This window comes from Stenotrophomonas sp. RS-48 (genome assembly GCF_030053245.1).
GTDB classification, from domain to species: Bacteria; Pseudomonadota; Gammaproteobacteria; order Xanthomonadales; family Xanthomonadaceae; genus Stenotrophomonas; species Stenotrophomonas maltophilia_P.
In genome coordinates this window covers 20,052-39,326 of sequence record NZ_JASGBV010000003.1, presented here as the reverse complement: position 1 = coordinate 39,326, position 19,275 = coordinate 20,052, and the positions used below count along the sequence as shown (strand labels likewise).

20 protein-coding genes are annotated in these 19,275 nt (G+C 64.4%); 10 read left to right on the top strand and 10 right to left on the bottom strand.

Annotated features, from left to right (window positions below; translation table 11 throughout):
• Window positions 1-354 precede the first annotated feature (354 nt).
• A complete protein-coding gene (locus tag QMZ25_RS00755; RefSeq protein WP_180876904.1) occupies window positions 355-756 on the bottom strand; it encodes a hypothetical protein in 402 nt (133 codons plus the stop codon).
• Between the two features lie 238 nt (window positions 757-994).
• Between QMZ25_RS00755 and QMZ25_RS00750 the strand changes: the two genes are divergently transcribed.
• The 4 genes from QMZ25_RS00750 (at window position 995) to QMZ25_RS00735 (ending at window position 3,189) form a co-directional block, all read left to right on the top strand.
• Window positions 995-1,150: a hypothetical protein gene (locus QMZ25_RS00750; RefSeq protein WP_180876906.1), complete on the top strand. Its 156-nt coding sequence runs from the start codon at window positions 995-997 to the stop codon at window positions 1,148-1,150.
• A 388-nt stretch (window positions 1,151-1,538) separates the two neighbouring features.
• Window positions 1,539-2,459: an arginase gene (gene rocF, locus QMZ25_RS00745; protein WP_053520148.1), complete on the top strand. Its 921-nt coding sequence runs from the start codon at window positions 1,539-1,541 to the stop codon at window positions 2,457-2,459.
• Between the two features lie 158 nt (window positions 2,460-2,617).
• Window positions 2,618-2,755, top strand: a complete 138-nt coding sequence (locus QMZ25_RS00740) for an entericidin A/B family lipoprotein (RefSeq protein WP_053520147.1) — start codon at window positions 2,618-2,620, stop codon at window positions 2,753-2,755.
• Window positions 2,756-2,967: 212 nt separating this feature from the next.
• A complete protein-coding gene (locus QMZ25_RS00735) occupies window positions 2,968-3,189 on the top strand; it encodes a CsbD family protein (RefSeq protein ID WP_019661831.1) in 222 nt (73 codons plus the stop codon).
• A gap of 72 nt (window positions 3,190-3,261) precedes the next feature.
• On the opposite strand, the gene QMZ25_RS00730 is transcribed toward QMZ25_RS00735, so the two are convergent.
• A complete protein-coding gene (locus QMZ25_RS00730; RefSeq protein ID WP_065174207.1) occupies window positions 3,262-4,059 on the bottom strand; it encodes a hypothetical protein in 798 nt (265 codons plus the stop codon).
• Between the two features lie 108 nt (window positions 4,060-4,167).
• Between QMZ25_RS00730 and QMZ25_RS00725 the strand changes: the two genes are divergently transcribed.
• The 4 genes from QMZ25_RS00725 to QMZ25_RS00710 all read left to right on the top strand — a co-directional run bounded on the left by QMZ25_RS00725 (window position 4,168) and on the right by QMZ25_RS00710 (window position 8,651).
• The gene (locus tag QMZ25_RS00725) at window positions 4,168-5,463 is read left to right on the top strand and encodes a tryptophan--tRNA ligase (RefSeq protein ID WP_283218958.1); all 1,296 of its coding nucleotides are present in this window, start codon (window positions 4,168-4,170) and stop codon (window positions 5,461-5,463) included.
• A 128-nt stretch (window positions 5,464-5,591) separates the two neighbouring features.
• Window positions 5,592-5,882 carry a hypothetical protein gene (locus tag QMZ25_RS00720; RefSeq protein WP_053520144.1) on the top strand — a complete coding sequence of 97 codons (291 nt, stop codon included), beginning with the start codon at window positions 5,592-5,594 and terminating at the stop codon, window positions 5,880-5,882.
• 102 nt (window positions 5,883-5,984) lie between these two features.
• Window positions 5,985-6,917 (top strand): MBL fold metallo-hydrolase, encoded by a 933-nt coding sequence (locus QMZ25_RS00715; protein ID WP_053520143.1) that lies wholly within the window; start codon window positions 5,985-5,987, stop codon window positions 6,915-6,917.
• An 81-nt stretch (window positions 6,918-6,998) separates the two neighbouring features.
• Window positions 6,999-8,651 (top strand): M28 family metallopeptidase, encoded by a 1,653-nt coding sequence (locus QMZ25_RS00710; protein ID WP_283218980.1) that lies wholly within the window; start codon window positions 6,999-7,001, stop codon window positions 8,649-8,651.
• Window positions 8,652-8,654: 3 nt separating this feature from the next.
• Here the strand turns inward: QMZ25_RS00710 and QMZ25_RS00705 are convergent, their stop codons facing one another.
• The 6 genes from QMZ25_RS00705 to QMZ25_RS00680 all read right to left on the bottom strand — a co-directional run bounded on the left by QMZ25_RS00705 (window position 8,655) and on the right by QMZ25_RS00680 (window position 14,277).
• The gene (locus QMZ25_RS00705) at window positions 8,655-9,005 is read right to left on the bottom strand and encodes a hypothetical protein (RefSeq protein WP_231108646.1); all 351 of its coding nucleotides are present in this window, start codon (window positions 9,003-9,005) and stop codon (window positions 8,655-8,657) included.
• 13 nt (window positions 9,006-9,018) lie between these two features.
• On the bottom strand, window positions 9,019-10,353 hold the full coding sequence (locus tag QMZ25_RS00700) for an MFS transporter (protein WP_283218957.1): 1,335 nt from the start codon (window positions 10,351-10,353) through the stop codon (window positions 9,019-9,021).
• Between the two features lie 208 nt (window positions 10,354-10,561).
• A complete protein-coding gene (locus tag QMZ25_RS00695) occupies window positions 10,562-11,698 on the bottom strand; it encodes an ABC transporter permease (protein WP_283218956.1) in 1,137 nt (378 codons plus the stop codon).
• Complete coding sequence (locus tag QMZ25_RS00690; protein WP_283218955.1) at window positions 11,695-12,411, bottom strand: ABC transporter ATP-binding protein; 717 nt, start codon at window positions 12,409-12,411, stop codon at window positions 11,695-11,697. Before QMZ25_RS00690 ends, QMZ25_RS00695 begins: the two co-directional genes overlap by 4 nt.
• Window positions 12,398-13,324 carry a transposase gene (locus QMZ25_RS00685; protein ID WP_283218954.1) on the bottom strand — a complete coding sequence of 309 codons (927 nt, stop codon included), beginning with the start codon at window positions 13,322-13,324 and terminating at the stop codon, window positions 12,398-12,400. The genes QMZ25_RS00690 and QMZ25_RS00685 overlap by 14 nt, the downstream gene beginning before the upstream one ends.
• 8 nt (window positions 13,325-13,332) lie before the next feature.
• Window positions 13,333-14,277, bottom strand: coding sequence for a HEAT repeat domain-containing protein (locus QMZ25_RS00680; RefSeq protein ID WP_283218953.1), 945 nt, complete (start codon window positions 14,275-14,277; stop codon window positions 13,333-13,335).
• Window positions 14,278-14,894: 617 nt separating this feature from the next.
• On the opposite strand from QMZ25_RS00680, the gene yedA reads away from it, so the two are divergent.
• Window positions 14,895-15,800, top strand: a complete 906-nt coding sequence (gene yedA, locus QMZ25_RS00675) for a drug/metabolite exporter YedA (RefSeq protein ID WP_111186490.1) — start codon at window positions 14,895-14,897, stop codon at window positions 15,798-15,800.
• Entirely contained in the window at window positions 15,797-16,696 is a 900-nt protein-coding gene (rarD, locus tag QMZ25_RS00670; protein ID WP_053516550.1) for an EamA family transporter RarD, read from the top strand. The genes yedA and rarD overlap by 4 nt, the downstream gene beginning before the upstream one ends.
• A gap of 72 nt (window positions 16,697-16,768) precedes the next feature.
• On the opposite strand, the gene QMZ25_RS00665 is transcribed toward rarD, so the two are convergent.
• Both QMZ25_RS00665 and QMZ25_RS00660 read right to left on the bottom strand, forming a co-directional pair.
• Window positions 16,769-18,091, bottom strand: coding sequence for an ABC transporter permease (locus tag QMZ25_RS00665; protein WP_283218952.1), 1,323 nt, complete (start codon window positions 18,089-18,091; stop codon window positions 16,769-16,771).
• Window positions 18,092-18,104: 13 nt separating this feature from the next.
• On the bottom strand, window positions 18,105-19,262 hold the full coding sequence (locus QMZ25_RS00660) for an FtsX-like permease family protein (protein WP_283218951.1): 1,158 nt from the start codon (window positions 19,260-19,262) through the stop codon (window positions 18,105-18,107).
• Window positions 19,263-19,275: the final 13 nt, after the last annotated feature.

Here is a 19,275-nt window from a genome sequence, read left to right as displayed (position 1 = left end):
CACGTACTTGTCGGCGGCCGCAGATAGCAGGCAAATCCGTCAGAATTTCCCTCTTTTCTCAAAATTCGAGTGCCTCTTCCAAGGGCGCCTGCGTGGTGGTCTCAAGCGCTCTTGCAGTGCAGTTTCCGTGCAGAATCCGACAGCTTGCGCGGCGGGCCTCTCTATGGGTGCCTGAGGGGAGATTGAATGGGGCGCTGCAGTCGGCCTATGTCGATAATGGAGGAATGGGTGCGTGCTCGACGTGGGCCTGTATTCCAGCAATGTTACTTTTTCCCATGCCCATCCCAATAACCACCGGGCATTGGGGTGACAGTTCGTTCGATCCACGGCGCTGAACATGTGAGCTGCGCACTCTCACAGCCGCGCCTGCAGCTCCACATACTCCGCCAGCCCACGGCAGGCCAGCAGCAGGCCTTCGCGCGTGCCGTCGCCGATGTCGTCCTTTTCGGCGCCATCCACACGCACGCGCTCGGCGGCGTGGAATACCTCCAGCAGCGTGATCAGGCCGGCGGCGGCGCGGTCGGTACGCGCACGGGTCACGCCCTGGCCTGGGCTGGGCACGGGGCCCTTCCACGGTTGGCCATCGGCGGCATCGCCGCTGCGGATGCGCTGCAGGCAGCCCACCAGCGTGATCGGCTCAGGCAGATCAACGGCAGCGGAAAGCGCAGCTTCCAACGGCTCTGCCAGTTCGCGGGGCAGGTGCTCGGCGGCATCGCCCAGGGTGGCAAGCAGATAGGGGTAGCGGGGTGCGGTCATGGGACATCCTCATGCGGAACAGAGGCGCCACCCGCAAAGGGTGGCGGACGATGCGTGGTTCCAATACCGGAGTCGATGAACCGGCGGGCACAAGGCCCCCACGCACCGCCCGCCGTAGATCGGCAGACGGATTGCCAGCCGGCGCCACCCCGAGACAGGTGGCGCCGACTGACAAGCGTAAACAACATCGACTTCCGGGATTGGAGCCCGGGCCACCCGTTGTCGGTGGCGATTCATCATGCGCACGCGCAAACACTGCCCGCCAGTCATTCTTTCCAATGACTTCGTGCGATTCGAAAGAAAAAATGAATTATCGCTTTTGGCCTGTTTGGCGCGATGTAAAGGCAAAAGCGACATCCTGCGCGATGCCTTCGCACTGGCGGAATTCCAGTGATCCCACCCGCGGCAATGGACGCGGCACACGCGAAGTAAAGCTGGCTTAACCGGTGCGGCAGAGCGCGGCAGCACGATGCTAACGGCAATCGCCGGCAAGCGCAGCGCCGATCCTGATGGTGCTGAAGGATCGGCACTGGCGTAGACGCCTCAGTGCTGCCATCCGCCCGGCCCGGGCGGCCCTGCCATCTGCGCATGCGTCGTCATGGCCCGTCGCTCACGTGCGGGCTGGCTACATCGCCCATACGCGCCCAGCCGTGCCGATTCCGACACTGCGTTGCCGTGCGGTGTTCCGCCACCGCTGACCGCATCTGCCCTGCTGCACCGCCGCGAGTCGTGTCACACAGCTCTGGCTAGACTGTGCTTCTTTTCCGTTGCAGGAGGCACCCATGGCCCATCCCATTTCCGTCTCGTTGATCGGCGTCCCCACCGATGTCGGTGCCGGCCATCGGGGCGCGCGGCTGGGGCCGGAAGCGCTGCGCGTGGCGGGCCTGCCGGAGGCGCTGGCGGCGCGCGGCGTGGACGTGCGCGACCTGGGCAACCTGGATGGCCCGCGCAACCCGTGGACCGCGCCGGTTGAAGGCTACCGCCATCTGGACGAGGTGGTAGCCTGGAACCATGCACTGATGGAGGCCAGCTATGCCGAGCTGCAGGCCGGGCGCATGCCGATCATGCTCGGCGGCGACCATTGCCTGGGCATCGGCTCGATCACCGCAGTGGCCCGCTGGTGCCGCGAGCAGGGCAAGACCCTGCGCGTGCTGTGGCTGGATGCACACTCGGACTTCAACACCAGTGATGTCACGCCCTCGGGCAACATCCACGGCATGCCGGTGGCCTGCCTGTGCGGGCTGGGGCCGGAGGCACTGACCCGTCTGGGCGGCAGTGCGCCGGCAATCACGCCCGCCCAGGTGCACCAGATCGGCATCCGCTCGGTGGACCCGGAAGAGAAGCGCCTGATCAAGACCCACAAGGTCGATGTCTACGACATGCGCTACATCGACGAGAACGGTATGAAGCGCACCGTGGAGGCCGCGCTGGCCGGGATCGATGACAGCACCCATCTGCATGTCAGCTTCGATGTCGACTTCCTCGACCCGAGCATCGCACCCGGCGTCGGCACCACGGTGCCGGGCGGGGTGAACTACCGCGAAGCGCAGCTGGTGATGGAAATGATCGCCGACAGCGGGCGCATGGGGTCGCTGGATATCGTCGAGCTCAATCCGCTGCTGGACAAGCAGAACGCCACCGCCGAACTGGCCGTGGACCTGGTGGAAAGCCTGTTCGGCAAATCCACGCTGATGCGCGATTGAGGGCATCCCTGAACGGATCGCCGATCCGTTCACGCCCGCTGCACGCCGCAGCCGCCAGATTGCACCTCACGCGGCGGCGGTGGCTTCGGCCCTGCCTGCCGAGCGACAGAACCCCATCCGCGTTGTAGCGGTGAAGCGGCGAACCCAAGGAGAAGCCCATGAAGCGCGTAGTTGCCCTGATGCTGTTGTCGATGTTCTCGGTGGCCATGCTGGCCGGCTGCAACACCGTTGCCGGTGCCGGCAAGGACGTGCAGAAGGCCGGTGAAAAGGTCGAGGATGCCGCCAAGGGCAACTAAGCCCGACGCGGTGTGGAACAGAAAAAGGCCGGGATCTTCCCGGCCTTTTTTGTGCGTGTGTGCTGCCGTGTTGTTGCCATCGCGTGTGGCGATGGAGTGAACCATTCAAGCACGTGAGCATGTGTTTCATGAGCGGTTGACCGCCTTTCAACAGCGGATGCGGGAAGCTGCAGTCACGGTAAGAACGCCGTTGCAACCAAGGATTCCCAGCAATGAACAAAGACATCATTTCCGGCAAGTGGTCGCAGCTGAAGGGCAAGGCCCAGGCCAAGTGGGGCGATCTGACCAACGACGATTTCGATGTGGCCGAGGGCAATGCCGAATATCTGGCCGGCCGCCTGCAGGAACGGTATGGCTGGGCCAAGGACCGCGCCGAGAAGGAAGTCCGTGACTTCGAAGACAGCGTGCGCAAGGACTACCCGGACTACAAGTAAGCAGCCGGCGGTAAGCGGTTCCCCCACGTCGACGCCCGCACCCTCTGGTGCGGGCGTCGTGCTGTCAGGGACTCAACGTGTCGGCGGATCCGGCACGTAGCGGTTCGGAAACGCCTGCGGCTCGCGCGGCAGGCGCGAAGGCGGGTCGAGCACGATGCCGCGTGCGCGCAGCGCGCGTGCGCTGTCGTAACGCAGCTGCACGACCTGCGCCGGCGTACGGCTGGCCCGTTCGAATGCGGTATCACGCACCGAGGAGCGTTCGCGCGCGCCGTGACCGGTGCCCAGCGACGGCGCCTGCGACCGCGCTGAGTAGCCGTCCATGCGGCTGGCGCTGGCGTCCGCAGCGGATTCCGCAGCGGCCGGCGCCGGGGCGCCACGGCGCAGCAGCGGCTCCGGTCGGAGCGGCCAGCGACGCGCCTCCTCGAACACCGCCGCGCCGATCACCCCGATGTTGTCCGCACGGCCGGTACGGCTGGCATAGCTGCCACTGGGGCTGCTGAAGACGAACTGCGCCACTTCATCCTGGCTCTTGCGCCAGCCGGTGATGTCGGCGCGCTGGCCGGGGTTGAGCACGTAGCCGGTCTGCGACGGGTCGGCATCTTCGCCGGAGATGGCATTGATGCCATCCACCGAGAGCACCACCAGCACCCGCCGCGGGCTGTCGTTGTACAGGCGTACTGCATAGCGATGGCCGCGCTCGCCCGCCACCCAGCGCTGTCCATCGGCTGCATGGCTGCGCAGTTCGGTGCCGCGGTCGCGGTCGATCAGGGTCATCCGCACAGGGCCATCCTGCGGCATCGGCGGTGGCGGCGGAACCGGGCGGAAGCCGGCCAGGGGCAGGATCAGCAGCAGGGGCAGCAGACGTTTCATGTGGGAACTCCGGTGGGCTCGGGTGAATGAACGACCCGCAGGCCCTGACGGGGTTGGCCGTGGGCACGGTAAACTGGTTCCGTTCATCGAAGGTTTCCCCACGCAGTCATGACGAACCGAGTCCTTACCGGCATCACCCCCTCCGGCACCCCCCATCTGGGCAACTACGTTGGCGCCATCCGTCCGGCCATCGCGGCCAGCCGCACCCCGGGGATCGAGAGCTTCTTCTTCCTGGCCGACCTGCACAGCCTGATCAAGGCGCAGGATCCGCAGCGCACCCAGCGCGCGACGCTGGAGATCGCAGCCAGCTGGCTGGCCTGCGGCCTGGATCCGGAACACGTCTGGTTCTACCGCCAGAGCGACATCCGCGAAACCACCGAACTGATGTGGTTCCTGACCGCGATCGCCAGCAAGGGCATCCTCAATCGTGCCCATGCCTACAAGGCAGCGGTGGACAAGAACCGCGAGGAAGGCCTGGACGAGGATGCCGGCGTCAGCGCCGGGCTGTTCATGTACCCGGTGCTGATGGCTGCCGACATCCTGATCTTCAAGGCCAACCAGGTGCCGGTCGGTCGTGACCAGATCCAGCACATCGAGATGGCCCGCGACTTCGCCCAGCGCTTCAATCATGTCTACGGCAGGGAATACTTCCCGCTGCCGGAGGTGGTGATCGATGAGCAGGTGGCCACGCTGGCCGGCCTCGACGGCCGCAAGATGAGCAAGAGCTACCACAACACCATTCCGCTGTTCGCGCCGCGCGAGGAGCTGAAGAAGCTGGTGTTCTCGATCCTGACCGACTCGCGCGCACCGGGTGAGCCCAAGGACACCGAGGGCTCGGCGCTGTTCCAGATGTACCAGGCCTTCGCCACCCCGGAGCAGACCGCTGCTTTCGCCCGGGCATTCGCCGAGGGCATCAGCTGGGGCGATGCCAAGCAGCAGTTGTTCGAGCGCATCGACGGTGAGCTGTCACCGTTGCGCGAGCGTTACAACGCGCTGATGGCCGAGCCGGAAAAGATCGAGGCGCTGCTGAAGCGCCGTGGCCAGCAGCTGCGCGAGACGTTCGCGATGCCGCTGCTGGATGAGCTGCGGCACGCCGTGGGGTTGCGCGACCTGTCCACCGCCGGCGACATCGCCAGCGAGGATGCCGGCGCTGCCCGCGTGGCGCCGCCGCAGTTCAAGCAGTACCGCGAGAAGGATGGTCGCTTCTACTTCAAGCTGACCGCCGGCGACGGCACGCTGCTGATGCAGAGCATTGGTTTTGATTCGCCGCGCGATGCCGGCCAGCTGATCGCCGTGATCAAGCAGGCCGAGCAGGGTGACGCGCTGCAGAGCGAGCTGTTCAAGCTGGAGGCGGAGGTTGACGCGGTCCTGGCGGCACTGGCCGCGCTGCGCGAAGATGCCTGAGCGGAGGGTGCTGTAACGCCGGGCCCATGCCCGGCGGCGCTACCTGATGCACCCCGCCGGGCATGGCCCGGCGCTACCGATGGATGTGGAGCCGGGCATCGGGCCCGGCGCTATGGAAGGAGTCTGCGATGGCGTGGTTGTCGCTGCTGCTTTTCCTGCCCTGGTTCGTCGTGCTGGGCAGCCTGTACTGGCTGTTCCCGCGCCAGCCGCGCACAACGCGGCGGCGCCTGTTCGATGGCCTGGTGCTGTTGCTGGCCTTTGTTCTGAGCATCGTGGCGATGCTGTGGGGCCACCACCTGGGCCTGGTGCAGACCGACGCGGGGCCGATCTGGCCGCAGGTGCTGGCGGTGCTCTATGCCTACGGCGCGTTCCTGGCGGTGCTGGTGCTGGCACTGCTGCTGCGACCGCGATGGTTGTAGTCGTGGGGCAGAGCGCGTGCCTCCGACCAAAGCCGCATCGAACCGGTCCTGCCTGCGCGCCTACCATGGACGCCTGATTCCGATTCCGCCAGGTGCGTGCCGATGATCGCCGACCCCAGCATCCACACCATCGATACCGGCTTCCAACGTCCCGACTTCGATGCGGCCTACCTGATCGTCGAGAACGGGCGGGGCGCCTTCGTGGACTGTGGCACCGGCCTGTCCGTGCCGGCGATGCTGCGGGCGCTGTCCGATGCCGGCCTTCAGCCCGACGCGGTGGACTGGCTTCTGCTCACCCATGTGCATCTGGACCATGCCGGCGGTGCGGGCCTGTTGATGCAGCAGCTGCCCAATGCCCGGGCCGTGCTGCATCCGCGCGGTGCGCCGCACATGATCGATCCGACCCGGCTGATCGCCGGCGCCACCGCGGTCTACGGCGCGGAGGAGATCGCACGCAGCTATGGCCGCATCGAGGCGATTCCCGAGCACCGCGTCGTGGTGGCCGAGGATGGCCATCGCCTCGATCTTGCCGGACGCGAACTGCTCCTGCTGCATACGCCCGGCCACGCACTGCATCACTACTGCGTATGGGATGCGCGCAGCCGCAGCTGGTTCACCGGCGATACCTTCGGTATCTCCTACCGCGAACTGGACAGCGCGCAGGGCGCCTTCATCTTTCCGACCTCTTCGCCCGTGCAGTTCGATCCCGAAGCGATGAAGGCGTCGATCCAGCGCATGCTCGACTACGATCCGCAGTCGATGTACCTCACCCACTATGGCCGCGTGGAGCAGGTGCAGCGGCTGGCCGGCGACCTGTTCGAGCAGATCGATGCGATGGCGGCGATCGGCCGCCAGTGCGACGAGCGGCCCGACCGCCATCGCTGCCTGCTGGCGGCGCTGCAGGCCCTGTACCTGGAGCGCGCGCAGCAGCATGGCTGTGTGCTGGATGACGCGGCGGTGGTGGCTGTGCTGGCCATGGACATCGAGCTCAACGCGCAGGGCCTGGCCTGCTGGCTGGATCGCGAGCGCCGCTGACGGAGCGGGACTGCGGCCGGCACTGCTGTCACGTTACACTCTGGTGACTTCCCATCCTGCCGTGGTATTGCCGTGAACCCGATGCGCGTGTTGCTGCTGTCGTCCTGCCTGTTCGTGGGTGGCCTGGCCCAGGCGGCCAATGACCTTCCCGGCGGCGGTATCGACCCGCAGGCGCTGTCGCGCCATGTGCGTGTACTGGCGTCGGACGAATTCGAGGGCCGCGCTCCGGCCAGCGAAGGCGAAGAGCGCACCGTGCAGTACCTGATCGAGCAGTTCCGCAGCTATGGCCTGCAACCCGGCGGCGTGGACGGCAGCTGGGTGCAGCCGGTGCCGCTGGTGCGTGCGCAGCTGGAGGGTGCGGCCACGGCCAGCCTGGCGTTGAAGCAGGGCCGCCGCGCCCTGGTCAATGGCGTGGATGTGACCCTGCAGAGCCTGCAGCCGCGCGCCCGGGTGCAGATCAAGGATGCACCGCTGGTGTTCGTGGGCTATGGCATCGACGCACCGGAACGCCATTGGAACGACTACAAGGACATTGACCTGCACGGCAAGATTGCCGTGGTGCTGATCAATGATGCCGATTTCGAGGCCGACGCTCCCGGCGCGTTCGATGGCAAGGCAGTGACCTACTACGGCCGCTGGACCTACAAGTTCGAGGAGGCTGCGCGCCGCGGCGCCGAAGGTGTGCTGATCGTGCACGAGACCGCACCTGCGGCCTATGGCTGGGCGACGGTGAAGAGCTCGGGTACCTCGCCGTTGTTCGATATCGAGCGCAGCCAGGCCGAGGCGATGGCCCAGCACACACCGCTGCGCGGCTGGATGCAGCGCGAGCTGGCCGAGGCGATCTTCGCCGACGCCGGCCTCGATTTCGAGGCGGAGAAGCGCAAGGCGATGCGTGCCGACTTCCGTCCGGTGGCCCTGGACAACGCGCGGCTGAGCGTCGATTTCGCCCTCAAGCGCGAACAGGTGGTGACCCGCAACGTCGTGGCCAAGCTGCCGGGCGGCGAGCACGGCGATGAAGCGGTGATCTTCTCGGCGCACTGGGACGCTTTCGGCATCGGCCAGCCCGATGCGAAGGGCGACCTCGTGCGCCGTGGCGCCATCGACAACGCCACCGGCGTGGCCACCGTGCTGGAACTGGGCCGGGTGTTCGCGGCCGGCCCGCAGCCGCAGCGCACGCTGTACTTCGTGGCGCTGACGGCTGAAGAAAAGGGATTGCTGGGGGCCAGCTACTACGCCGCGCATCCGCTGGCGCCGCTGGACAAGACCGCTGCCGTACTGAACATCGAGATGTTCAGCCCGGACGGGCCGACCCGTGACATCGCTTCGTGGGGCAAGGGCCGGGTATCGCTGGAAGGCGACCTGGAGCGGGTGGCCAAGGCACGCGGCCGCAGCTACAGCCCGGACCCCAACCTGGAGGCCGGTTTCTTCTACCGCGCCGACCATTTCGCCTTCGCCCGGCTGGGTGTACCGGCGATCACCATCGGCCCGGGCCTGGACAAGCTGGACGGAGGCGTGGAAGCAGGGCGCGCGCTGCGCGAGAAGTACTTCGCCGACTGCTATCACCAGGCCTGCGACGCGTGGACGCCGGGCTGGGATCCCAGCGGTCATGCCGCCGATACGCTGCTGGTCTACGACCTGGGCGCGGAGCTGGCCAACAGCCGGCGCTGGCCGACCTGGGAGAAGGACTCCGAGTTCCGCGCTGCCCGCGACAAGAGCGAGGCGGCACGCCGCTGACGGCTAGCGCCTGCGCAGCAGCGTCCAGGCACCCCATGCACTGGCGGCCAATGCCGCCAGGTAGCAGGTGATCATGGTGCCGAGGCTGACCGTGCGCAGGCCGCTGAAGCGGCCGAGCAGGTTCATCCGCAGCGAGCTGTGACCGCTGCCCAGGTCCACTGCCAGCTGCACTGCCAGCGCGCTGGCGAAGACCAGAAGGGCGATGCCGAAGCCGGTGCGTGGCCAGCGCGCCTGCGCGCCCGGGCGTCGCAGCAGCCAGCCCAGCGTGGTTGCCACCGCCAGCAGCAGGGCGGCCCACATCAGGGGCGTAGCGGGAGTTGCGGCAGCCACCGGCATTGCACCGGTGGCTGCCATCAGCACGGCATCCTTACTTGCGGGTGCCGTCGAGCCAGTTCGGGCCCTTGTTGGTGAGGAAGAACACATAGACCACCAACGATACCGCGATGGTGGCAGTGACATAGATGGCGAACCAGTCCACGTGGCCGGTCTTCAGCGCGCCCTGGTACAGCAGCGGGGCCGTACCGCCGAACAGCGAGTTGGCCAGCGCGTAGCCCAGGCCCACGCCCAGTGCCCGAACGTGGGTCGGGAACAGCTCGGCCTTCACCACGGCGTTGATCGAGGTGTAGCCGGTGAGGATGACGAAGCCCAGCGCCAGGGTGAGGAAGGCGAGGGTGGCATCGTGCTGGTGCGGCAGCTGCGTGATCAGGTACCAGCTGTACAGCACGCCGCCCACGCCGAAGAACACCAGCAGGCTCTTGCGCCCGATGATGTCCGACAGCCAGCCGCCGACCGGCTGCAGCACCATCAGGAAGGCCAGCACGCCCAGGTTGATCAGGGTGCCGGTCATCGGGTCGTCGCCTGCGAAGGCGGTCTGGATCATCTTCGGGCCGTTCACCGAGTAGGTGTAGAAGGCAATGGTGCCGCCGGCGGTGATCAGGAAGCACAGCAGCAGCGGGCGCCACTGGTGCACGAACAGTTCGTACATCGAACCGGATTTCTTGGCCTTGCCTTCGCGCGCGGCCTCGATCGAGGATTCTTCCAGCGATTCATCCATGCCACGGCGCAGCCAGAACACCACGACCGCGGCGATGCCACCGATGCCGAAGGCGATGCGCCAGCCGAACTCGGAGATCTCCGGCTTGCCCCAGACGTTCAGCATCAGGAACAGGGTCAGCTGGGCCAGCACATGGCCGCCGACCAGGGTGACGTAGTGGAAGGAGGACAGGAAGCCACGACGGCCCGGAATGGCGGCCTCGGACATGTAGGTGGCGCTCGCGCCGTACTCGCCACCGGTGGCGAAGCCCTGCAGCAGGCGCGCGAACAGCAGGATGATCGCCGCCCAGATGCCGATGCTGGCGGCAGTGGGGGTGATGGCGATGATGAAGGAGCAGAAGGCCATCAGCGTGACCGATACGGTCAGGGCCAGGCGACGGCCATGGCGGTCGGCGAAGCGGCCGAAGAACCAGGCACCGATCGGGCGCATCAGGAAGGTCGCGGCGAAGATCGCCCAGACGTACATCGTGGAGTTCTTGTCTTCCGGCGAGAAGAACTGCGACTCGAAGTACACGGCGAACACCGAGTACACGTAGACGTCATACCACTCCACCAGGTTGCCGGCGGAGCCTTTGAGGGTATTGGAGATCGAGCGGCGCAATGCGGCGCCGTCGGTCGCGGGAACAGCAGGGTGGGGCGTGGTGCTCATCTGGGCGGGGATCCTCGATGCGATAGCGTCCGTGCGCGGAAAGACCGGTGTCAGGGCGCGAGGCGTGCCGACCAGACTCCTGGGGAATGCCTCCCACGTCAACGCCGGATAGCGGAGCAGACGGGACCCAATAGGATGCCAAGAGGTAGGGCCGATCGACCATAACCCAAACGTCCTATGACCACGCCCTTGACCGCAGGTCCCATTCTTACCGAACCGGGGCAGCCGGAGAAGAAATTGTTTCAGCAGGCGCAACAATCGCCTTCTGAAATGATCTTTCAGCGCAGAAGCGTAGAGTCAGCGCGCTGACCGCCAGCCAACCCAGAGACAGCAGGAGCTCCCACGTGGGTACGTCGACGTAGAGCATGCGCACCGGCATGGCTGCCATTGACGTGAAAGGGATGTGCGATAGCAGCTGCATGAAGCCGCCTTCCGGGGCGCGCATTCCGCCAAGGCCGATGATGATCATCGTCAGGGGAAAGGCCGCCAGACTGTTCCGAAAAGCTGAATGAGGACTTCGGATGACTGCAGCACAGGCCGCGAAGAACCAGTTCCATAGCGTCAGGCCCAGCAGGCAGAACGCGAACAGGCTAGCCAGGAACGCAGCAAAACCGGCTGTCGGCAGGATCTGATCGCCAAGCGATCCCTGAAACAGAATCCAGCCGACGAGTGAGTAAGTGCCATATACAGCAATGGTTTTCAGGCCATGAAGAATTGAGGACGTCACCTTGCAGTCAAGCCAGAAGCATGCAGGGACTGCACTTAGAATCATCTCTGTAGCATGGCCGAAGCGCTCGCCGAGGAGTCCGTTGAAGAGCATGCCCAGGCATCCCAGAATGGAGAGTGTTGTCAGCACCACGAGCGCAATCGAAAGCGCAGCCAAGGGCCCCTGCTGTCGAAGAGGGTGGCCGTCGAAACCCACTACCCGAATAGGCTGCCTGCTATCGATGGCCTGCAGCTCAATCGCCGTGACCCCGAGTGACGCCAGTTCATGCCGGCGCTGAAGCACGCCAAGCGTGATGCTGAGCTCGTCGAGCCAGCTGGGAGGCCGCGCGACGTGCAACGTATATCCGCTCTCATCCTTGTTCAGAACCGGGTAACGATGGGCGATACCCTCCGGCATCTGATCAGCAAATGCGAAGCGCCCCTCGCGCATGCCAGCCAACGAGGTACCCTCTGCAAGTACCGTTACCGTGGATGATGCTTCTCTCGTGACTATTGAATCACTGACCAGTTTCAATAGGGCAATCACCACGAGGAGAAGAAGCCCTACGAGCTCGCCGCGCACGTCAAGGTGTCTCCGGAACTCAAACAGAGTGACCGCTGCGAAGCGCCGCATACTCATTTGCCCGCCTTCGCGTGTTGAGGCAAAGCTGCGGCTGCGAAGAACTGGCGATGAAGCTGACCATTTGACGGGCCGCTCGGCACCGCTTTCAAATGCTGATTCTCCAGAATGAACACACGTGTCGCGATGCGTTCGAGGAGATCGAGGTGATGCGCGGACAGCACGACGCCCGTGCCCTCTGACGCAGCCTGCACTATCAGATTCGCAACGGCAATCTGGTTGGCAGGATCCAGGCCTGAGAAAGGCTCATCCAGAATCAGAATTCGCGGCTCGTGCAGCATGCAGGCCGCCAACTGAAGCTTCTGCAGATTTCCCTTCGAAAGGCTGGAGACCCGATGCAGGGCCCGATCAAGCAGGCCGACTCTGTCCAACCACAGCCGGCACGCATGTGTTGCACCGGCACTGTCCAACCCCCTGAGTCGAGCCCAGAATTTGATGGTTCTGCCCACGGTTACTTCGTTGAAGAGGCTTCTGGACTCCGGGAGATAACCGATGTCGGAGTGTGAGAGTGGACGGGATGCCGAGTTCGCAGTGAACAGGACCTCTCCGGAGTCGGGAGGTATCAAGTTGCAGAGTATCCGGAACAGTGTCGTCTTTCCCGCGCCGTTCACACCGATGATGCCGACAACATCGCCAGGGGAAACCTGCAAGTCCACGTTGCTCAGTATTGTCCTTTGGCCGTAGCTCATGCATATCCGGTTAGCGGTCAACATGGAAGGCTCCTTCTTCAATTCTTAAAGCAATCTGTCGTGCTCTTCCCCGCATGAAGCTGCTCGAGCACCCTCTTACGAGGCCAGTCAGATTCAAGGCGTCTTGCGCCGATTGACTGTGGGCAATAAGAGCCTCCAGAGCCGCCATTCGCACCCGCTCCATCGGATGACTTTTGAAAATGTCCATGAGAATTTCTGGAGCCTGTCCATCTGAAGATCCAGCAGCAATCATGAACATGGTCGAGGCACTGGACCTGTTGATGACGCTGGAGATCGCTGTCGCTTCAGGTGAGAACTCATACTGATTCATTGTTACGCTGCGTAGCGAGTGCTCCATGATGTTGATGCTTATGGAGAAGCGCTCCGGAGGAATCTGTCTGTGGACATCGGTAAACGCCCGGTACAGGAGAATCTCTCCTTCGGCGAGGCTGCTGGATTCAGTGTGGACAAGATCGACCTTCTCTCCCGGGATGCCTGTGACACTTGAGTAGTCGTACTCGAAGTAATCACTTCCGTAACCTGGGCCCTGATAGCCAACAGTCAGAAAATTGAAATTGTGGTCATGTGGCACGCCATAGAAGAACGCCCCGTCGCCGCTGGCTGCAAGAATGTCGTCCTGCGACCCAGGCCAGAAGCAGGCGCGAATGAAGTAATTCTGGCCTGCCCGCTGTGGCGGATGCAGCATGAAGACCTGTGGCGTATAGTCATTTCCGGCCTGGATGTTGCGATTGTCCTTTAGTTCTTCGCAGATCAAGTCGGACAGGAAGGTGCGATTGTTGCTCAGACGCTTGAGCATCGGCGCGACGTCGAGCATAGACGCATGGTCGCGCGGATCGAAGGGCTCCTGTTGCAGATGCTCGACCAGATCGCTGAGATTGATAGCGGTTGAATTCGTGTCATTTACGCGAATCGGCATGTTTGGATTCATCCTTCGGCAAGGCATTCCGCGGCGAGACAGCGGATCTCAGCGTCTTCGTCCTGCTCTTTCATTTCTGTCAGGCGTTTAAGGGCAGCGTCCGCATCCACGGAGGAAAGCGCACGGAGAGCAGACCAGCGAACAAAGCTGGCGGAATGGTGTGAGATGTTGATCAGCGCTTCGACATTCCCTGTTCCAGGAATGCTGGCAAGGGCTGTGGTCAGGACCTGGAGGCGGGAGTCTTCGACATTGGCAGCGCTGAGGCCGACAAGCGAGCCCGATTTCAGCGAAAAGTGCTGCGTTGCGTCGGTTCTCGGAAGGTTCGAAAGGCACACGATCATCGTCAGCGCGTGCGGCTGCGGTAGCAAGTGCATGCCTTGTCTTCCACCCTTGAGAAAAATATGCTCGCTGGAACTTGCCGATCGGAAGATGGGCTCGCTCAGAGTGGGAGATGTGCGGCTGTCGGTTTCAACATCGAATACCCGATACTGGCATTCTGTGGCTTTGACAAACAGGATCAGTGAATCCGCGCCGTTTACTGTGATGCCTGTTTCCAGCCCAGTTGCGGGCCTTGGCTCTGAAGGAAGGACCTGCATGTAATGAATCTGGACTGCGTCGTCTTTGTAGAGGACCATCCCATGCAGCGGGGTCTTGGTGAAGAATTTTCCAGGGCTCACGTAGAGAGCACATTCTGCGTGGCGTCTACATTCGTCCAGAAGGTAGGTCTGTAATATGTCCGGACTGAACTGCTCACAGATGGAAAGCATGTTCCGCTCAATCACGGCTGCATCACCGTGGTCTCGGAGTCGAGACGAATAAATTCGAACACTGTCCAGGGTGCCGGACTCCTCCAGCACGGTGGTGAGAGGAGTACGGCTGGCATGCAGAGAGATCAGCCGCTGTAATTCTATGGGACTGTCGGCAAGTTCCAGCATCAGGTCGGCGCGTTCCATCCATTCTTCCTTGTTGTGGGCCAGTGGTCCCTGGCCCACGTGGTTATTCACCTCGGGTGAATTCCTCGGTTGACGAGAATTCCAACGACAATGCCAACCCCGGCGCATGCAGGGCCTGTCGTTTCGATGAGGGCGCAAGAACCATACATCCCGACGGTTCTGGTCTGATTCGGCAGAGATTTGAGTTTCATCAGCTAGGTCTCACACAGGAAGAACAGCAATCACAACCGCAACCGCAATCGTGATGGGCTCCAACGGGGAACAGAGGTGGGGTACTCCAGCCAAGGCGACGGGTTGCGTCAGGGGCGGTGGTTTCAACATCCAGCTTCTCCAGAATTGGGTTCGGTTTGCCCGCAACGTCGCGGGCAGGGCAGTTTGTGCGCCATCGGGGCGTGATATTTGCCGACGTGCGTCTCACATTGATCAGCTCTGTCCGCAGACGTCAGAGAACGTCGACGCAGGACCGCCATAGAGCGGCTGTTGCTCAGATTCCGCCAACAACACGGTGAGGGGATGCCCGTCCGCTCTGTAGGTGAAAATCAGCTTGTCGAAATCCGGGGTGATTTCCGTCAGGGGAACGTCCTAGAATCCGCCTTCCCCCGGTCCCTTGGTGCGTCATGTCGGCTCCCCCTGTTCCGTCTGCGGCTGCCCCCCGGGGCGGCCTTGTCGTGTTGGCGCTGCTGCTGGTCTACGTGGTCTGGGGCTCGACCTATCTCGGTATCGCCAAGGCCCTGCACGGCGGCGCGCTGCCGCTGACGATGGTCTCCGGCAGCCGCTTCATCATCGCCGGGGGCCTGATGTACCTGGCGCTGCGCCTGTTCTGGAAAATGCCGAAGCCGACATTGCGGCAGTGGCGCAACCTGGTGCTCATGGGGGTGACCATGCTGGTGCTGGGCAACGGCATGGTGGTGCTGGCCGAACGCGATGTGTCGTCCGGCCTGGCGGCCACGGCGGTGGCATCGGTGCCCCTGTGGATGGCGCTGTTCTCGGCGCTGCGCGGCCAGCACGCCAGCCGCGGTGAATGGCTGGGCATCGCCATCGGCTTCCTCGGCGTTGTCTGGCTGAATGCGGGCAGCAGCCTGACGGCGACGCCCACCGGGCTGGTGCTGCTGCTGATCGCACCGATCGGCTGGGCCTTCGGCTCGGTGTGGGCACGCGGCCTGGACCTGCCTGGCCCGTTCATGACGGCCGCCGGGCAGATGATCTGCGGCGGTGTGCTGCTGGTGCTGATCGGGCTGGCGGTGGGTGAGCGGCCCACCACACTGCCCGATACCGGTGGCCTACTGGCCATGGCCTATCTGTGCGTGTTCGGTTCGATCGTCGCGTTCACGGCCTACGTGTGGCTGCTGCAGAACGTACGCCCGGCGCTGGCCGGCAGCTACGCCTACGTCAACCCGGTGATCGCGGTGCTGCTGGGCGCAGCCCTCAACAGCGAACGCTTCGGCTGGCGCGACGTGCTGGCGATGGTGGTGATTCTGCTGGGCGTGGTGGTACTGACAATGGCAAGGACGCGCAAGCGATGAGCATCGACGAGACAGAACAACGCCGGGGCCTGCTGGTCACCGCATCCACCTTCGTGCTGTGGGGACTGGTGCCGGTGTACTGGCACCTGCTCAATGAAGTGCCGTCGTTCCAGATCATCGCCCATCGCATCATCTGGAGCACGGTGCTGGTGGTGGCCTGGCTGCTGCTCAGTGCGAAACTGGGCTGGTGGCGGAAGATCGCCGCCCAGCCGCGCGCGCTGCCGATCCTGGCGGTGTCGAGCCTGACCATCGCGTTCAATTGGGGCCTGTACATCTGGGCCGTCAATGCCGGCCACGTGATCGAGACCAGCCTGGGCTACTTCATCAACCCGCTGGTGAACGTGCTGCTGGGGGTGCTGGTGCTGAAGGAACGCCTGCGCCGGCTGCAGTGGGTGGCGGTGGGCATGGCGGCGGTGGGCGTGGCCTGGCTGACTCTCGACGCTGGCACGCCGCCGTGGATCGCGCTGGGCCTGGCCTGTTCGTTCGGCCTGTACGGCCTGCTGCGCAAGCTGGTCTCGGTCGATCCCGTAGCCGGGCTGGGCGTGGAAAGCCTGTATCTGTTCCTGCCTGCGCTGGCGTTCGCGGTCTGGGCCGAGAATGGCCACGGTGGCGGATTCTTCAGCGGCTGGGGCCTGCGCAACGATCTGCTGCTGATCTTCGGCGGCGTGGTCACCGCCGTGCCGCTGATCGGTTTCGCCTACGGTGTGAAGCGCATCGCGCTGTCGCTGGTGGGTATCCTGCAGTACATCGCACCGAGCCTGCAGCTGCTGCTCGGCGTGTTCTTCTTCCACGAATCGTTCGACATGGCCAAGGCCGTCGGTTTCGCAGCGATCTGGGCCGGGCTGCTGCTGTTCATCGGTGACAACCTGCGCACGATGCGGGCGGCAAAGCGCTGAGCCGGAAAGCAACGCGGGACGGAGCACCGGCCCCGTCCCGCGTCCGCGCCGCCTCGGATGGCGGCGTACACATCAGGTTTCGCGCAGTGCCGTGGTGATCGGCAGGCGGGCGGCGCGCAGCGCCGGGAACAGGCCACCGACCAGACCGATGCCCAGCGCCCACTTCAGCCCCGTCCACAGCAGTTCCGGCGATACGTGGAACTTGAACACCACCGCGCTGAAGTTGCTGCCGATGGTGGACACGCTGTAGCCATTGAACAGCAGCCATGCCACCGTGCAGCCCAGCAGGCCGCCGAGCAGGGCCAGCAGCATCGTTTCCAGCATCACCGCAGTCACCACCGGCAGGCCGCGGAAACCAATCGCGCGCATGGTGGCGATTTCGCGCGCACGCGTGGCCACGGCGGCATACATGGTGTTGAGCGCGCCGAACACCGCGCCCACCGCCATGATCGTACCGATCACCTTGCCGAGGATGTCGATCAGCTTGGTCAGGCCGCCGCCCTGCTTGCTGTAGTACGCACGGGTGGTTTCCACGTCCAGCTTCAGGCGCGGATCGGCGGCGACGGCGGCCTTGAACTGATCGAAGCCCGGCTTGCCCTCGGTACGCACGCTGATCGACTGCCAGGCACTGCGCTGGTACGTGGTGGCCAGGGTATCGGCGTCCGTCCACAGTTCGGAGTCATGCGCATCACCGGTGGCGAACACACCGACCACCGTCCAGGTCTGGTTGCCCAGGGTGAGCGTCCTGCCGACCTCCATGTCGCGGAACTGGCCCTTGGCGCCCTGGCCGACCACGATCTCGCGCAGGCCGGTGGCGAACTTGCGGCCTTCGATGATCTTGACCTTGTCATGCACCGCCCACGCCTGCGGCCCGACGCCCCGGAACTGCGCGTTGACGTCGGTACCGTCCGATTTGGAGACCAGGTTGACCACCTGCGAGAGTTCAGGCGACAGCAGCGGCCGTCCCTGCGCATCGCGGCTGATGCCGGGCAGAGTGGACAGCGTCGGTACCTGCTCGCGGGTGATGACCGAATTGGTTTCCGCCTGCGAGCCACCGCGCAGCACGATGGCGGTGGTGTCATCGCCGGTGTTGCTGAGCGTGGCCTGGAAGCCTTCGCCCATCGCCAGCATCGCCACCAGCACGCCGACCACGCCGGCGATACCCACTACGATCACCGAGGATGCTCCCCAGCGCTGCGGCAGGCTGGCGATGCCGATGCGGGTGGCGGCCAGGGCCAGCCGCCCGCTGCGGGTCAGCGCCAGCCACAGCCCGACCAGCATCGCCACGGCAAGCACGCCCACCCACGGCAGGCCGATCCATACCGCCAGGCCGATTGCCAGCGCCAGCACGGTCACCGTGTTGCCGAACCACTTCTTGAGCTTGTTCTTGAACATGTCGGTGTCCTCCTCAGCGGCCGGCCAGTGCGTCGACGATCTTCAGGCGCTTGGCGCGCAGCGCCGGCAGCAGGCCGACGACCGCGCCGATCACCACGATCAGGCCCAAGCCCATCAGCCAGGTCGGGGTGGGGATGTGCGGCGGCAGCAGGCCCATGCTCTTCGGTCCGATGGCGGGCAGGATCAGTGCCGCCAGGCCCATGCCGATCAGGCCACCGAGACCGATCAGCAGCACCGATTCGATCATCACCAGTATCAGCACCGTGCTGTCCTTGAAGCCCAGTGTCTTCAGCGTGGCCAGCTCCGGCACGCGCTCGCGTACGGCCTGCGCCATGGTGTTGCCGGTCAGCAGCAGCAGGGTGAAGAACACCGCGCCCATGATCGAGGTGACGATCATGCCGATGTCGGCGAACTGCTTGACGAAGGCCTGCTGGAACGCCGATTCGGTCTGGGTCTTGGTCTCGTGGTCGGAGTTGGCGGAAATCGCATCGATGGCCTGTGCCACCCGCGAGGAATGGTCGGGGTTGTCGAGCGTCACCGTGTACCAGCTGACCTGGTTCTTGATGTAGTCGTTGGACTCATCGAAGTACTTCCAGTTCATCATCAGCTGGCGCTCTTCGTTGGAGGCCTGCGCTGGATCCTTGGAACGGAAGATGCCCTTCAGTTCCAGCGGCCAGTCGTTGCTGCCGCCGCGCGGGAAGATCGTCGCCTGCAGCGGGATGGTATCGCCGACTTTCCAGCCGAACTGCTTGGCCAGGGTCTCGCCGACGATCGCGCCGGTGCGGGTGTTCTTCCAGTCTTCCAGCTGCGCCGGGTCGATCTGCAGCTCGCGGTAGACGTCGAAGTAGTTGGGCGATACCGAGAAGTTCGGGAAGAAGTTCTTCGGATCCTGGTAGATGCCGCCGAACCACATGCCATAGGCCACGTCGCGCACGCCCGACACCTGGCGGATCTGCGTTTCCAGGCGGATCGGCAGCGACTGGGTGATCGACAGGCGCGAGGCCACCACCAGGCGGTTGGCCCCTTCCACGCTGCCACCGGAGGTGAATGCCACGCGCACCGAGTCGAGCATGCCGAACAGGAGGAACGCGGCCACCACCGACAGCAGGGTCAGCAGGGTCCGGGTGCGGCTGCGGAACAGCTGCGCCCAGACCAGAGAGAAGTATTTCATCGCTGTGGCCTCC